The sequence below is a fragment of the Ekhidna lutea genome (assembly GCF_900188325.1).
GTDB lineage: Bacteria > Bacteroidota > Bacteroidia > Cytophagales > Cyclobacteriaceae > Ekhidna > Ekhidna lutea.
The window spans coordinates 268,387-281,322 of record NZ_FZPD01000005.1 but is presented as its reverse complement, the minus strand read 5'-3'; the positions used below and the strand labels follow the sequence as shown (position 1 = coordinate 281,322).

The 12,936-nt window shown below is 41.8% G+C and carries 15 protein-coding genes; 6 read left to right on the top strand and 9 right to left on the bottom strand.

Going from position 1 to position 12,936, the window contains the following annotated elements:
• Positions 1-16 precede the first annotated feature (16 nt).
• The 5 genes from CHB71_RS15165 to CHB71_RS15145 form a co-directional block, all read right to left on the bottom strand.
• Positions 17-988 carry a cbb3-type cytochrome c oxidase N-terminal domain-containing protein gene (locus CHB71_RS15165; protein WP_179213436.1) on the bottom strand — a complete coding sequence of 324 codons (972 nt, stop codon included), beginning with the start codon at positions 986-988 and terminating at the stop codon, positions 17-19.
• Positions 975-1,166, bottom strand: coding sequence for a CcoQ/FixQ family Cbb3-type cytochrome c oxidase assembly chaperone (locus CHB71_RS15160; RefSeq protein ID WP_089357785.1), 192 nt, complete (start codon positions 1,164-1,166; stop codon positions 975-977). Before CHB71_RS15160 ends, CHB71_RS15165 begins: the two co-directional genes overlap by 14 nt.
• A 12-nt stretch (positions 1,167-1,178) precedes the next feature.
• A complete protein-coding gene (ccoN, locus tag CHB71_RS15155) occupies positions 1,179-3,347 on the bottom strand; it encodes a cytochrome-c oxidase, cbb3-type subunit I (RefSeq protein ID WP_089357784.1) in 2,169 nt (722 codons plus the stop codon).
• Positions 3,323-3,532 carry a cbb3-type cytochrome oxidase assembly protein CcoS gene (gene ccoS, locus CHB71_RS15150; RefSeq protein WP_089357783.1) on the bottom strand — a complete coding sequence of 70 codons (210 nt, stop codon included), beginning with the start codon at positions 3,530-3,532 and terminating at the stop codon, positions 3,323-3,325. Before ccoS ends, ccoN begins: the two co-directional genes overlap by 25 nt.
• A 149-nt stretch (positions 3,533-3,681) precedes the next feature.
• A complete protein-coding gene (locus CHB71_RS15145) occupies positions 3,682-4,299 on the bottom strand; it encodes a hypothetical protein (RefSeq protein WP_089357782.1) in 618 nt (205 codons plus the stop codon).
• A gap of 138 nt (positions 4,300-4,437) precedes the next feature.
• On the opposite strand from CHB71_RS15145, the gene CHB71_RS15140 reads away from it, so the two are divergent.
• The 3 genes from CHB71_RS15140 (at position 4,438) to CHB71_RS15130 (ending at position 6,102) form a co-directional block, all read left to right on the top strand.
• Positions 4,438-4,899, top strand: a complete 462-nt coding sequence (locus CHB71_RS15140; protein ID WP_245811324.1) for a hypothetical protein — start codon at positions 4,438-4,440, stop codon at positions 4,897-4,899.
• A gap of 11 nt (positions 4,900-4,910) precedes the next feature.
• Positions 4,911-5,633: an iron-sulfur cluster repair di-iron protein gene (gene ric, locus CHB71_RS15135; RefSeq protein ID WP_089357781.1), complete on the top strand. Its 723-nt coding sequence runs from the start codon at positions 4,911-4,913 to the stop codon at positions 5,631-5,633.
• Positions 5,634-5,721: 88 nt separating this feature from the next.
• Complete coding sequence (locus CHB71_RS15130) at positions 5,722-6,102, top strand: hypothetical protein (protein ID WP_144017444.1); 381 nt, start codon at positions 5,722-5,724, stop codon at positions 6,100-6,102.
• A 52-nt stretch (positions 6,103-6,154) separates the two neighbouring features.
• On the opposite strand, the gene CHB71_RS15125 is transcribed toward CHB71_RS15130, so the two are convergent.
• Complete coding sequence (locus CHB71_RS15125; RefSeq protein WP_179213435.1) at positions 6,155-6,613, bottom strand: OsmC family protein; 459 nt, start codon at positions 6,611-6,613, stop codon at positions 6,155-6,157.
• Between the two features lie 138 nt (positions 6,614-6,751).
• On the opposite strand from CHB71_RS15125, the gene CHB71_RS15120 reads away from it, so the two are divergent.
• Positions 6,752-8,140 (top strand): MBL fold metallo-hydrolase RNA specificity domain-containing protein, encoded by a 1,389-nt coding sequence (locus CHB71_RS15120; protein WP_089357779.1) that lies wholly within the window; start codon positions 6,752-6,754, stop codon positions 8,138-8,140.
• Positions 8,141-8,157: 17 nt separating this feature from the next.
• Positions 8,158-8,454, top strand: a complete 297-nt coding sequence (gene trxA / locus CHB71_RS15115) for a thioredoxin (protein WP_089357778.1) — start codon at positions 8,158-8,160, stop codon at positions 8,452-8,454.
• Here the strand turns inward: trxA and CHB71_RS15110 are convergent.
• Positions 8,451-10,826 (bottom strand): heavy metal translocating P-type ATPase, encoded by a 2,376-nt coding sequence (locus tag CHB71_RS15110; protein ID WP_245811323.1) that lies wholly within the window; start codon positions 10,824-10,826, stop codon positions 8,451-8,453. The genes trxA and CHB71_RS15110 overlap by 4 nt on opposite strands.
• Positions 10,807-11,253: a universal stress protein gene (locus CHB71_RS15105; protein WP_179213434.1), complete on the bottom strand. Its 447-nt coding sequence runs from the start codon at positions 11,251-11,253 to the stop codon at positions 10,807-10,809. Before CHB71_RS15105 ends, CHB71_RS15110 begins: the two co-directional genes overlap by 20 nt.
• A gap of 114 nt (positions 11,254-11,367) precedes the next feature.
• Here CHB71_RS15105 and CHB71_RS15100 point away from each other — a divergent pair, with 114 nt between their 5' ends.
• Complete coding sequence (locus CHB71_RS15100; protein WP_089357775.1) at positions 11,368-12,681, top strand: PAS domain-containing sensor histidine kinase; 1,314 nt, start codon at positions 11,368-11,370, stop codon at positions 12,679-12,681.
• Here CHB71_RS15100 and CHB71_RS19235 read toward each other — a convergent pair.
• A complete protein-coding gene (locus tag CHB71_RS19235; protein WP_369073805.1) occupies positions 12,644-12,835 on the bottom strand; it encodes a PLD nuclease N-terminal domain-containing protein in 192 nt (63 codons plus the stop codon). The two genes, CHB71_RS15100 and CHB71_RS19235, sit on opposite strands and share 38 nt — an antisense overlap.
• Between the last annotated feature and the right edge of the window lie 101 nt (positions 12,836-12,936).

Below are 12,936 nucleotides of genomic sequence, written 5' to 3'. Positions count from 1 at the left end.
TATTCCCAATATTGGACTAGCAACACTCCCCTTCTTCCAGGTCTGCTTCGTCATCCACGGAATCCGGATTGGTGTCAGCATCCTCGTCACTTGTCTCTTCAGCATCATTTCGCTCAAATAAGTCGCCTTGAGGCTCCTTAGGATTTTCAGCTGCATTGCCCTCCATCATATATATGTAGCTGGCTACCTGTTGTATTTTTTTAGGCGAAAGCTGCGCTTCCCAGGCAATCATCCCCTTTGACGGAACTCCATATTTAATGGTTTTAAAAATGGATGACATATCTCCACCATGTAGCCAGTATTTATCGGTAAAATTGGGACCTACACCGCCACCGCCATCTGCTGCGTGGCACACTCCACAGTTTTGCTCATAAATAGCCTTACCTGCATCCAGATCTGCTGTTTCTGTTGTCAAAGTGACATTGCTTTCGTCCACTAATTCACTCAGTGATGCCAAATAGGTCTTTACATCTTCTTCTGCCTTTATCATCTCGGCCTGAAACTCTTCCTCTTGATTTTGACCGGTACCAAGTACCTCATAATTGATCAGGTAAAACACTGCGAAAACGATTGAGATATAGAAACTATAAAGCCACCAAGGTGGAAGTTTGTTGTCCAGCTCCCGTATGCCATCGTACTCATGGCTGGTTGCCACTTCATGCTCTTGTGCAACCGGAACAGAGGCATTGATCCTATTCCAGAACTTTCTCCAGAAACCAACATGCTCTTCCCCTTCTTTAGCTGGAATTAATTCCTTCTCCTCTTCCTCTATGCCCATTTCGGCACGTTTAAGTCTAAGTACAGCCTTTAATGCCATCAAGAGGATGAACATGGCAGACACCACTACTACACAAATCATGACAATGAGTGCAAGAATAATCTCCACCTTATATAGCTCAAAAAAGCTTTGCTGTGGAGCATCCTGCCCGAAAGAAAGTCCGGGCAGAGCTACCATTACTGTTATGAGTAAATACTTAAGCATCTTCATGATCGGTATCGTTTGAGTCCAAAGGAATATTTGAAATGTCATTGAAAAGCTTCTTGTCTACTTTCAAAACATAAATTGTCAATGCGATAAAAAAGACAAAGAAGATGACGAAGGAGATCACGGGATAGATCTCTATCCCTGCGATGGTCTCCATATGATGTTTGATAAATTTCAGCATAGTTGTACGTTTTTAGTTCCCTTCAGCTACTCCTTCCACATTTTTAATATCAGTGCCCAACCGTTGCAGGTAGGCAATCAGTGCAATGATTTCAGCATCACTGCTCATCTTGATTCCTTCAAGTTCCAGACCTTTAGAAATCAAAGCCGCCTGATTTTCGGCATCCGCCACCGCCTGTTGATCAAAACCCTCTGGATACGGAACACCTAGTGTTTGCATGGCGCGAATCTTGGCCGGTATTCGCTTCTTGTCCCACTCCTGCTCAAAGAGCCATGGATATGGTGGCATGATTGAACCCGGAGACATGCTTGTTGGATCCAGCATATGGTAGAAGTGCCAGCTATCCGGATATTTTCCTCCAAGTCTATGCAGGTCTGGTCCTGTTCGCTTGGATCCCCACTGGAACGGATGATCGTATACAAACTCTCCCGCTTTTGAGTATTCTAAATCCACAGGGTCATATCGCATTACCTCTGACCTGAATGGCCGTATCATCTGGGAGTGACAGGTGTAGCAACCTTCCCTTACATAGATATCACGTCCATTCAATTCCAGCGCTGTATATGGTTTCACAGTAGAAATGGTGGGTACATTGCTTTGTATTAAAAAGGTTGGTACGATTTCAATCACCCCTCCAATAGCTACTATGATCAAACTCCATACAAGCATTCGTACCGGCTTCCATTCAAATATTCTTCTATGCCAGTGCTCACTCTTTTCAGGTTTGTAGTCTTTCATCAATGGTGCAGCCTGTGCCTCGGTGCTAGGTTGGAATTTGCCTGAGCGAGCTGTCTTCACTAGGTTGAATACCATCACAAACACACCGCTGAGATAAAGCAAACCGCCGAATGCTCTCAGCGCATACATCGGGATGATCTGCGTTACAGTTTCAAGGAAGTTGCTGTATACAAGCGTACCATCCGGGTTAAACTGTTTCCACATTAAGCTTTGAGTAAACCCTGCCCAGTACATTGGGATTGCGTAAAACAAAATTCCCATTGTTCCGATCCAGAAATGAACATTGGCCAGTTTTTGTGAATGAAGCTTAGTGCCATACATCTTTGGAATCAGGTAATAAAGCATGGCAAAGGTCAGGAATCCATTCCAGCCCAGTCCACCCACGTGCACGTGCGCTACAATCCAATCGGTAAAGTGACCAATCGCATTCACATTTTTAAGTGACAATAAAGGACCCTCGAATGTGGCCATTCCATAACATGTAAGTGCAACAACCATGAATTTTAGGATGGCATCTTCACGAACCTTATCCCATGCTCCACGAAGCGTTAAAAGTCCATTTAGCATTCCACCCCAGGAAGGCGCCAGTAGCATTACTGAGAATACCACTCCCAGTGACTGTGCCCAGTCAGGCAAAGCATTATATAGTAAGTGGTGTGGGCCAGCCCAGATATAAATAAAAATCAATGCCCAGAAGTGAATGATTGAAAGTCTGTATGAGTAGATCGGTCGACCGGATGCTTTCGGGATGAAATAGTACATCAAACCCAGATATGGAGTGGTCAGGAAGAATGCAACTGCATTGTGACCATACCACCACTGCACCAATGCATCTTGTACACCAGCATACCAGGAGTAACTCTTCATGAAGTCAATTGGCAACTCAAATGAGTTGACAATGTGTAGCATGGCTACCGTCACGAAAGTGGCGATGTAGAACCAAATAGCTACATACAAGTGACGTTCTCTTCGCTTGACGATGGTCATAAACATATTAAGACCGAACACCACCCAGATCAAGGCAATTGCGATATCAATTGGCCATTCTAACTCTGCGTATTCCTTTCCCGAAGTAAAGCCCAAAGGAAGCGTAATAGCTGCCGAAAGAATGATCAACTGCCAGCCCCAGAAATGGATCTTGCTGAGCAGATTGCTATACATCCGTGCTTTGCACAATCGCTGAAGTGAGTAGTATACACCGGCAAAAATTCCATTCCCCACAAAAGCAAAAATCACTGCGTTAGTATGCAGTGGTCTTACTCTACCGAAGGTGGTATATTGCAATCCGAAGTTGGCTTCAGGCCACACGAACTGGCATGCAACAAGAAGTCCCACCGACATGCCGATAATCCCGAATACCGTGGTGGCAATTAGGAAATTTCGAACCGTGGTGTTGTCATAATGGAAGGTCTCCAGACCTACTTTTTGGCTGTTTTCTGACATTGGTCACTAGGTTTATTACTGATATTTTTGGAAGAGACCGAAGGTTCTTCATCTTCAAAAAGGATACGGACAGAGGGTGTATAATCATCCTCAAACTGCCCCGAGCGAGAAGCCCAGAGGAATGCTCCAAGGAAGGTACCTGCCAATAACAGGCTACATGCGATGAGAATAAATATGACACTCATAATCCAGTGACAAGATTAGCGGAGTGACGTAGGGTAGCTAATGAGGGGTGTTAGGGATTAGGATGATTTTTGTCATATCGAAAGTGGCGACAGGCATTTGTTTTTAGAATAAATTCTGAGAAATCTTGCAGAATAGATAGTAGAAAATTTTAAAAAAATATGAAGTTAAGTGACAAAATCAAATATCCAACAAATGGAAGATGGATGGTGAAAAAATCAGGTTTAGAAAGATTAGTCCATAGAATCCAAGGAACAAAAATCAAGATTTGAATTAACTTAATTTTCCAATTTGATAAAGGAATGTAGTACTGATGCGTCCCATCAGGAGTAGGTGCTTCTATATAATAATTTGTGACCTTCATTTTGCCATGTTCGCGATACTCATAAGATCCTTTGTAAATCCGATCTCTCTTAAACTCTCCGTTATTTCTTGTATTATTTATGAAGGCATGATCATATTTAAGTGGAAAGAAAATCTTAACCCATCTTAAAATATTATCCTCCCAAAACAGAAGTTGCTTATCAGCTTTAGAATGTGAAAAATACGCTTGTAAAAACCTAAAAGTATAAAACCCAAAAAAGAACCATATCCAATATATTATGAAATCAGGATTCCCAATCTTAAGTATAGCCTGTCCCAGATTTACACTTGCAATATCCAGATCTAAAGTATAATACAATAAGACAGATATTGTAGCTATGTTATTGTTCTTAGCCTTCTTTCTTAAAATGGGAAATGTTTCTTTAGAAGTATCTGGAGTGAACATCGTCTAAATTTAACACAAACCCCTATTTTGCTCAATATTCAATCAACTAAACTAGCATAAATATTGAACTGACTAATATCATGCTTCGATAAGACGATGCTCATTCTTTGATTCTGCATACCTCCAGATCATTGCAGCATGAAAGCAACCACAATGAATGAGGCGGTGGTGAAGAGCCCGCTACGGATCAGTGTCGTATTCCTTTGGATTGGATTTGTCTGTGCCATCAGCTTCATGGAAGCCTGGCTGAAGTTCCAGGCACCCGGCATTACATTATCGCTGGGATTGGGGATTGGGAGACTGGTTTTTGGAGCGCTCAATAAAGTAGAGATTGTGTTCGCACTTTCTTTACTGATTAGTATCATTTCAGATAGGGAAATCAAGACGACAGCTTCTAAGATTTTGATGCTTCCACTTCTTATCCTGTTGACCCAATCCGTCTGGCTGCTCCCAGCACTGGATGCGCGAGCCGAATTATACATGCTCAATCACCCACCTATGTCCTCTAATCTGCATGTTTATTACGTCGTTGCAGAAGTCATCAAAGTTTGCGGATTGTTTGCATACGGACTTCAGCTTTTTAGATCAAGAACTTTATAAATCAAATCAATATGTCAATAACAGCTAAACAAATTATCGGAGAGTTGGTAGCGGAAGATTACCGCACAGCCACTGTATTTAAAGAAAGAAACATAGACTTCTGCTGCAATGGTGATCGCACGATTGGTGAAGCATGTGCACTCAAGAAAATCGATGAGAATGAGGTATTGGGAGCACTTGAAGAAGTAATCCGTGGTAAAGACATCCCGACAGACCACCCGAGGGACATGGCTCCTGATGAGCTGGCGGATTATATTGTGGAAACACATCATACCTATATTGAGAGAAAACTACCTGAGCTCAAAACCTACCTGAAAAAAGTGGCTGTGGTGCACGGAGAGCACAATCCTGAAGTAGTGAAAATCCACGAGCTGTTCGAAGCGTCAGCAGGTGAATTGGCTATGCATATGAAAAAGGAAGAGATGATCTTGTTTCCCTTCATTAAGAAAATGATGAAAGCCAAAGAGACCGGAGAGCGGCTGGATCCCCCACACTTTGGATCGGCTGAAAACCCAATCAACATGATGCGTCATGAACATGCGACTGAAGGAGATCGATTTAGAGAAATTGCTGAGTTGAGCAATAACTACGCACCTCCCGTGCATGCATGCAATACCTATCGTGTGAGCTATGCCATGCTACGAGAGTTTGAAGAAGATTTACATAGACATATTCATCTTGAGAATAATATCCTTTTCCCAAAAGCTATCGCGTTGGAAAAAGAGTTGTTGTAAAAGAATGAAAGGTCATGTTAGCACATGACAGAGCTCATATTTTAGATCATGGAGTTTGGTCACTTTAGTGTAACTAAATAAAATGATCATGGAACTATCGATTTTTATAGCCCGTACCTTAGGTGTCATGTATGTCACTGTCGGTATTGGGCTTTTTCTTTTTCGGGAGACTTACATACTGGCTTTCAGAAAGATTTTAGAGAGCCCCGGTTATGCACTACTCGGAGGGTTTATGGCAATTGTTGGCGGAATGGCACTGGTCACCTACCACAATCTTTGGGTCAATGATTGGCGAGTGGTTATAACCCTCATAGGGTGGATAGCTTTGATAAAAGGTATCATCTTACTATTGGCTCCCACCTATCTGAATATGTTTAAAGGTATCCTACAGGTGAGAACAGGAAAAGGATTGACCATTGCGATCGTCTTATTGGGCTTGATATTTATTTACCTGGGCTTTTTCAGATAAATAAAAGAATGAGGTGTTCACCAAGATTCCGCTTGTTTGAACCCTCATTTTTCTACTCGGCTACTTCCAACACCTCAATATTTGGTGTCATGATCACCTCGGATTTAATGGAATTAGATATCAAACACGCCTTTTCTGATTTCTCCAAAACCCGCTCTGCTCTGCTCCTATCTTTTTCATTCAAAATCACCACTTTTGGTTCCAGGATAATTTGGGTCATCAGGTAACGGCCATCCACTTTTTCCAGCTTCCCTTTAGACTTACAGTTAAAGCTTTCAAACTCCAGATTCGAATTTTCGGCAATTGCCAGGAAGGTTGTCATCAAACAGCTACTAACAGAGGCCGTAAATAGATGCTCAGGAGACCAGATTCCCGGTATCCCTTTTGGAAACTCCGGCGGAGTAGCCACATCGATGCAGCTATTGGCATCCTTGTTCAACTCCGGCGAACACATCACTCCTTTTCGGTCAGCGTTCCAATTGATATCCACATTGTATATATGAGATTCCATAATAATAGAAGGTTTAATTTTTATGTACAAAGCACATTCATTTGCTCTGAATCTTCGCTGATTTTAGTCAGTTCAGAAGCGGATTATGATCATGTTTATCTCCTAAAATAGTCTGTTATTATTCACTAACTTCATGCCGTGGATATACGAATAAAGTTTCTGGGTGGTGCCGGATCGGTAACCGGTTCCAAGTTCCTTTTGATGATTGATGATTTCAACCTTCTGATTGATTGTGGGCTTTTTCAGGGGCTAAAAGAGCTTAGGCTTAGAAACTGGGATGATCTGCCGATCGATCCTGACTCAATCGATGCAGTCCTGCTGACCCATGCACACATCGACCACTCCGGCTACCTTCCACTCTTGTTTAAAAATGGTTTTGGAGGGAAAATTCACTGCACTGAACCCACCAGGGAATTAGCAGAAATACTTTTAACTGACAGTGCCAAACTTCAGGAAGAAGAAGCAGAGTTTGCTAATAGAAAAGGATACAGTAAACACAATCCGGCCAAACCTCTTTACAAAGTAGAGGATGCACTGGATGTCATGCATTCATTCGAATCACATCCTTTTGAAAAGACATTTCGAATTCATGATCAAATTGAAGTACGATTCTTCCATGCCGGCCATATACTGGGTGCAGCAAGTATTGAGGTCAAAATCTATACGAGTCAGGGAACAAAAAAATTGATTTTCTCTGGTGATCTAGGCCCTATGCACAGTCCACTTCATGTAGCACCTTCAAACCCACCTGATGTCGATATATTGTTCATGGAATCAACCTACGGGGCGCGGAATCACAAAGATCAAAACCTGGAAGCTGAACTTCGGCAATTGATCATGGAGAGTGATAAGCTTGGAGGCTGCATACTCATCCCGGCATTCTCTCTAGGAAGAACACAGCTTGTCTTGTATTACCTCTGGAAAATCTTCCAGAACATGAGGTCAAGACCGATTTATGTGGATAGTCCAATGGCAATCAGTGTGACACGCCTGTATAAGCAGTTCACAAGCTATCATCGACTGGAAAGCGATAGCGAATTTGGTCATCACATTTTTGATGCACCATTCGTACACTATGTAACCGAGCAAAGTAAATCCAAGATTTTGAACACCATTAAAGATCGGGCAATCATCATTTCAGCAAGTGGAATGGCCACCGGAGGTCGCATCTTACATCATTTATATCACCGGCTTCCAAATAAGCAGGACACGATACTATTCACCGGATTCTTGCCGGAAGGAACCCGGGGAAAAGACATTGCTAATGGAGAACCTAAAGTGAAAATATTTGGAGAAGACGTGGATGTAAGAGCAAATGTTCATGTGCTTGATGGCCTGTCAGCACATGCGGATCAGGATGAATTAATGGAATGGTCCGGGCACATAAAGAAGGCGCCTAAAATGACCTTTTTGATTCACGGAGAAAAAGAACAATCCAATATCCTGAAACAACGTATTGAGGGGAAAGGATGGAATGTAACCATTCCGGACTATCTGGAAACTTTTACACTCTATGATCATGTTTAAAGATGAAATCATGAACCATGTCAAAATTCAATGAATTAATTAATGGTGATCAACCTGTGTTGGTTGACTTTCATGCGACATGGTGCGGACCCTGTCACACAATGGCTCCTATCCTGGAAGAATTGAAATCTGAGATTGGGAGTAAGGCTAGAATCATCAAGGTGGACATTGATAAGAATCAGGCAGCCGCTCATAAATATAACGTGCGCGGTGTTCCTACATTCATTCTCTTCAAACAAGGAAAGCAAGTTTGGCGTCAGTCTGGAGCCATCCCAAAACATATGCTGGAACAGGCAATCAATCAGTCAGCTTAATAGGTCAGCTTCCTTCCAATCCAACCTACCATAAGTGTTACAAATCCAACAACCGTGACTGAACTGACAGGCATCAGGATTGCTGAAATCAATGGTGTTAAATGCCCTGACATAGCAAAAGTAAGTCCGACAATGTTGTAAAGAAATGAGATTCCAAAAGCGATGAATACAACATTTATGACTTGCTTCGAAAATTTCAAAATATTCGGAATGGAGGTAACTTTCTCAGAAGCAAGAATGGCATCACAAGCAGGTGAAAACTGGTGAATATCTTCAGAAATGGCGATACCAACAGATGCCTCATTGAGTGCCCCGGCATCATTTAGCCCGTCTCCTACCATCAGCTGATGCTTATCACTCTTTTTCAGGTATACCAATTTATCCATTGGTTTTTGATTGAAAAAAACATCATTAAAATATGGCTCAAGAATATGCTTTTCAGCTGAATTATCTCCGGATAACAAACTCAACAGGTACTTGTTTTTCAGATTATTTAGCATTTCGAAAACGCCCTTCCGGTAATTTGATCTTATCGTGAAAAAGCCTTTTTTACTTCCCACCAACACATATACTCTGGACTCATTGATGCCGGAATCATTGGTAGCCAAATCCAGGTACTCAGCGGAACCAACCTTGATAATCACCCCATCCACATTCGCCTCAAACCCTTTTCCAGTTATTTCTTCAAACTGACTGATTGGTCGTTTCTCACTTTGGGGCAATTCACAATGAATGATTCTGCTTAGTGGATGTGCTGAGTTACCGATTGCCGACTTAAGGCAAATCATCTCCCTTCCATCAATCACATCGCCCGAATAATCAATTCCAGCCTCTGTCGTCGTGAGGGTTCCGGTCTTATCAAAAACGATTGCATCTACTTTTGCTATCGATTCAATCACCTCTGCATTTTTTAGGTATAGTCCAAGTTTTCCCAGTTTGCGCATGGCATGACCGTACGAGAAGGGTAACACGAGCGCAAGGGCACACGGGCATGCCACAATCAAAACAGCCGTTACGGAGTTCCAGATGAGCGTCGGATCTTTAATCCACCAAAAAACTGCTGTTAAGACAGCAAGCAAAATGATGGTCATGGTGAAATACTTACTGATTTTATCCACCCAGTTATGCAGGTTGACTTTCTCATTTTCACCTGAAGCATTTGCGTTCCAAACACTTGTCAGCTCGCTATTGTTGACAGTCTCACTCAGCTCGATGACCAGCTCACCTCCCTTTTGTCTTCCTCCGGCGAATACCTTTTGTCCGGGCTCTTTGAATTCTGGTCGGGACTCCCCTGTCACAAAACTGTAATCTATGTTTCCCTTACCAGCTTTGATCATACCATCAGCCGGAATCAATTCATCATTATGAATGACAACTACATCTCCTTTTTTCAAATCTTTCAATGATCGTTGTATCTCCTCACCGTTAACCGAACAGGTAACAGAAACCGGAAAATAAGAAGTAAAATCCCGATCAAAGGAAAGTGCCTGGTACGTTTTTCCCTGATACCATTTACCAATCAATAGAAAGAAAACCAGACCAGCCAATGAATCTACATATCCTGCACCTACTGCGGATATAATTTCATAAGCACTCCTACCGAAGAGTGTCAGAATTCCCAAAGCAATTGGCACGTCAATATTCAGATTCCCAAATCGAATGCCTTTCCACGCTTTGCTGAAATAGTCGCTAGCTGAATAAAATAGAACAGGGAATGCAAGGGCTAAATTGATCCAGCTGAAGACAGATTTAAAATCGTTGGTCAATAGAAAATTGCTATCCAGGTACTCGGGCATGCTCATAAGCATAGCGTTTCCAAAACAGAATCCGGCCACAGCGATCTTTGTACCGATGCTGGATTTAATCACCTGCTTCTTAGTCTTGTCCAGACTATCAAGTGTAATCCCAGGAGCATAGCCTAATTGCGAAAGGAGAACTGCGAGGTTCTTTAATGACTTTTGATGATGATCAAAGGTGATTACTACCTCCCGTTTCACAAAATTCACCTCTGATCGAACGACTGCTTGATCCAGTTTTGGTAAATGCTCCAATAAATAAATGCATGAGCTACAATGGATGCTCGGAAGAAACCACTTCACTACTGATACTTCTTCGCTCCTGAATCTCAGTAACTGATTTTGAATATCCTCATTATCCAGAAAGGCGAATTTACGTTCGGCTTTTAGTTCCGATAATGATTTGTTTTCCTTTGACGTTTCCGAATAGTACTGATTGAGATTGCTTTGGTCCAGCAATTCATAAACTGCCCTGCAGCCGTAGCAGCAAAAATGGTGATCACTGGCTTGTATTGAATCATCACACAGATCCCCACAGTGTTCACACTTGATATCCTCAGCTTGCAATAGCTCCATGCGATGTGCGATTAGGTACGATCATCACCGGCACACCACTTTCCCTGATGACTTTGACGGTATGACTCCCAATTTCATTGGTTGACCCATTGCTATTAATTCCTACTATCACCAAATCGAATTGATGATCTTTGATAAACTGGAGTATGGTTTTCTCCACATTTCCTGTGAGCACTACATTCTGAATTTTGTCATCAGAAAAGTCAATCAAATTTTGAGATAGGTGATTCATTCGTTCTTTGAACTGTTGCAACTGACTTTCTGTAACATTTGGTAATTCCTTTCCTGAGTACCTTGAGGAATCGGGATAAACGTGCAAGAAAGAAATGGAAGCTTCTTTGTAATGCTGATATAGCTCTATTCCTACCTGTGTAGCATTCCAGGAAGCAGGAGAAAAATCTGTAGGGATTAATATACTCGTGATCACTCGCAGTTTATTTGAGATTCAAAACTAGAGAGCTTACAAAACCTTGAAGTTGATATTCGTCAATGCTAACATTGAATTTTGTCACATTGCTACTGATAGGCTTACTTAGCAGGAATGAATAAGATAAAACTCGGTAGTCAGGAGATTGTCTCAAATGAAGGACTAGAGCTTCTCAAGAGCCTGTTTGAGAGTTCTGGTGAAGGCATCATGCTTTTCAATCAAGAGGGAGAAGTTGTCATGGCTAACCCGAGAGCAAGAGAGATGTTCGGATATGATGAAGGAGAAGTGCTAGGCCAAAAAGTGGAAAAATTCGTTCCCAGAAATTCACAGAAAAAACACGTTGAAGACCGAAAAAAGTACATCGATCACCCAGAACCACGCAGAATGGGTGTGGGGAGAGATCTGGCTGGTCTTAGAAAAGATGGCACCATGTTTCCCCTGGAAATAAGTCTCAGCTATATGCAGTATGGAGAGGAGAAGCTTGTTGTTGCATTTATCACCGATATATCAGTTCGAAAAGAAAACGAAAAGAAGTTGGAGGAGCAACGAAAAAAGCTTGAAGAATACACCTCCGAACTTGAGCAGAAAGTAAAGGCTAGAACCAGTGAGCTGGAACACATGAACCTGGGACTTCAAAGCCAGATTCAGGAACGCAAGCTAGCTGAAGAAGCCTTGAAGCAAAGCCTGGAAGACCTTAAAAAAGCGGAGCAGGAAATCTTAAAATCTCTTGAGAAAGAAAAAGAACTGGGTGAGCTAAAATCCCGGTTTGTATCGATGGCCAGCCATGAATTCAGAACCCCTCTGACGACTGTCCTTTCATCCGCCAACCTGATTGCAAAATACACCGAATCGGACCAGCAGGAAGCAAGGGAAAAACACATCAATCGCATACGAAAAAGCGTTCAGAACCTAACTAACATTCTCAATGATTTCCTCTCGCTGGAAAAGCTGGAAAGTGGTGCGCAAAAAGCCTCTTTCCACGAAGTGGATGTCGGTGGACTTCTCAAAGAAGTGATTGAGGAAATGAGTGAGAATCTAAAAAAAGATCAAAAGATTATATTAAACGGAGAAGCTCCAGGCATACAGGCTGATGATCACATATTAAAAAATATACTTTTCAATTTGATTTCTAATGCAAGTAAGTATTCCAATGAAGGAGACGAAATTGAAGTAAATATTGAGTTAGGAAATCAACTTAATGTTCATATAATAGACCATGGCATTGGTATTCCGGAAACAGATCAGTCAAAAATGTTCGATCGCTTTTTCAGAGCTACCAATGCAACCAATATCCAGGGTACTGGTCTTGGATTGAACATTGTAAAGAAATATACGGACCTATTAAATGGGCAAATTTCATTCAAAAGTTCAGAAGGCGAAGGAAGTACATTTACCCTTTCGCTTCCTCTCCACCAGTTTCCACAATAGACCGTTTCCTGAATAAGTAACTTAATGGTCCAATCAGGGGAAGCAATACAATTATAGCGAACCATAACATTTTTTTATTATTCGAGGTACGTGCCCTTAAAACATCAATCATACCATACACAGCCACTGCTGCTGCGACTAAAGAAATAAACATCCAGTAATTCATCTTTGTATCTTTTTCTTCCAAAGTAATCTGATTTTATAACGGCATTTCATGAGTTAGCTTAGCCTTTCCGATGATTATCATCAGCCTTT

Bases quoted from the DNA above. Each gene is read 5' to 3' on its own strand.
- CHB71_RS15125 (WP_179213435.1), bottom strand. From the start codon at position 6,613: ATGGAATCTCATATATACAATGTGGATATCAATTGGAACGCTGACCGA.
- ric (WP_089357781.1), top strand. From the start codon at position 4,911: ATGTCAATAACAGCTAAACAAATTATCGGAGAGTTGGTAGCGGAAGAT.
- CHB71_RS15140 (WP_245811324.1), top strand. From the start codon at position 4,438: ATGAAAGCAACCACAATGAATGAGGCGGTGGTGAAGAGCCCGCTACGG.
- trxA (WP_089357778.1), top strand. From the start codon at position 8,158: ATGTCAAAATTCAATGAATTAATTAATGGTGATCAACCTGTGTTGGTT.
- ccoN (WP_089357784.1), bottom strand. From the start codon at position 3,347: ATGTCAGAAAACAGCCAAAAAGTAGGTCTGGAGACCTTCCATTATGAC.
- CHB71_RS15145 (WP_089357782.1), bottom strand. From the start codon at position 4,299: ATGTTCACTCCAGATACTTCTAAAGAAACATTTCCCATTTTAAGAAAG.
- CHB71_RS15110 (WP_245811323.1), bottom strand. From the start codon at position 10,826: ATGGAGCTATTGCAAGCTGAGGATATCAAGTGTGAACACTGTGGGGAT.
- CHB71_RS15160 (WP_089357785.1), bottom strand. From the start codon at position 1,166: ATGCTGAAATTTATCAAACATCATATGGAGACCATCGCAGGGATAGAG.
- CHB71_RS19235 (WP_369073805.1), bottom strand. From the start codon at position 12,835: ATGTTTATTTCTTTAGTCGCAGCAGCAGTGGCTGTGTATGGTATGATT.
- CHB71_RS15165 (WP_179213436.1), bottom strand. From the start codon at position 988: ATGAAGATGCTTAAGTATTTACTCATAACAGTAATGGTAGCTCTGCCC.
- CHB71_RS15100 (WP_089357775.1), top strand. From the start codon at position 11,368: ATGAATAAGATAAAACTCGGTAGTCAGGAGATTGTCTCAAATGAAGGA.
- ccoS (WP_089357783.1), bottom strand. From the start codon at position 3,532: ATGAGTGTCATATTTATTCTCATCGCATGTAGCCTGTTATTGGCAGGT.
- CHB71_RS15130 (WP_144017444.1), top strand. From the start codon at position 5,722: ATGGAACTATCGATTTTTATAGCCCGTACCTTAGGTGTCATGTATGTC.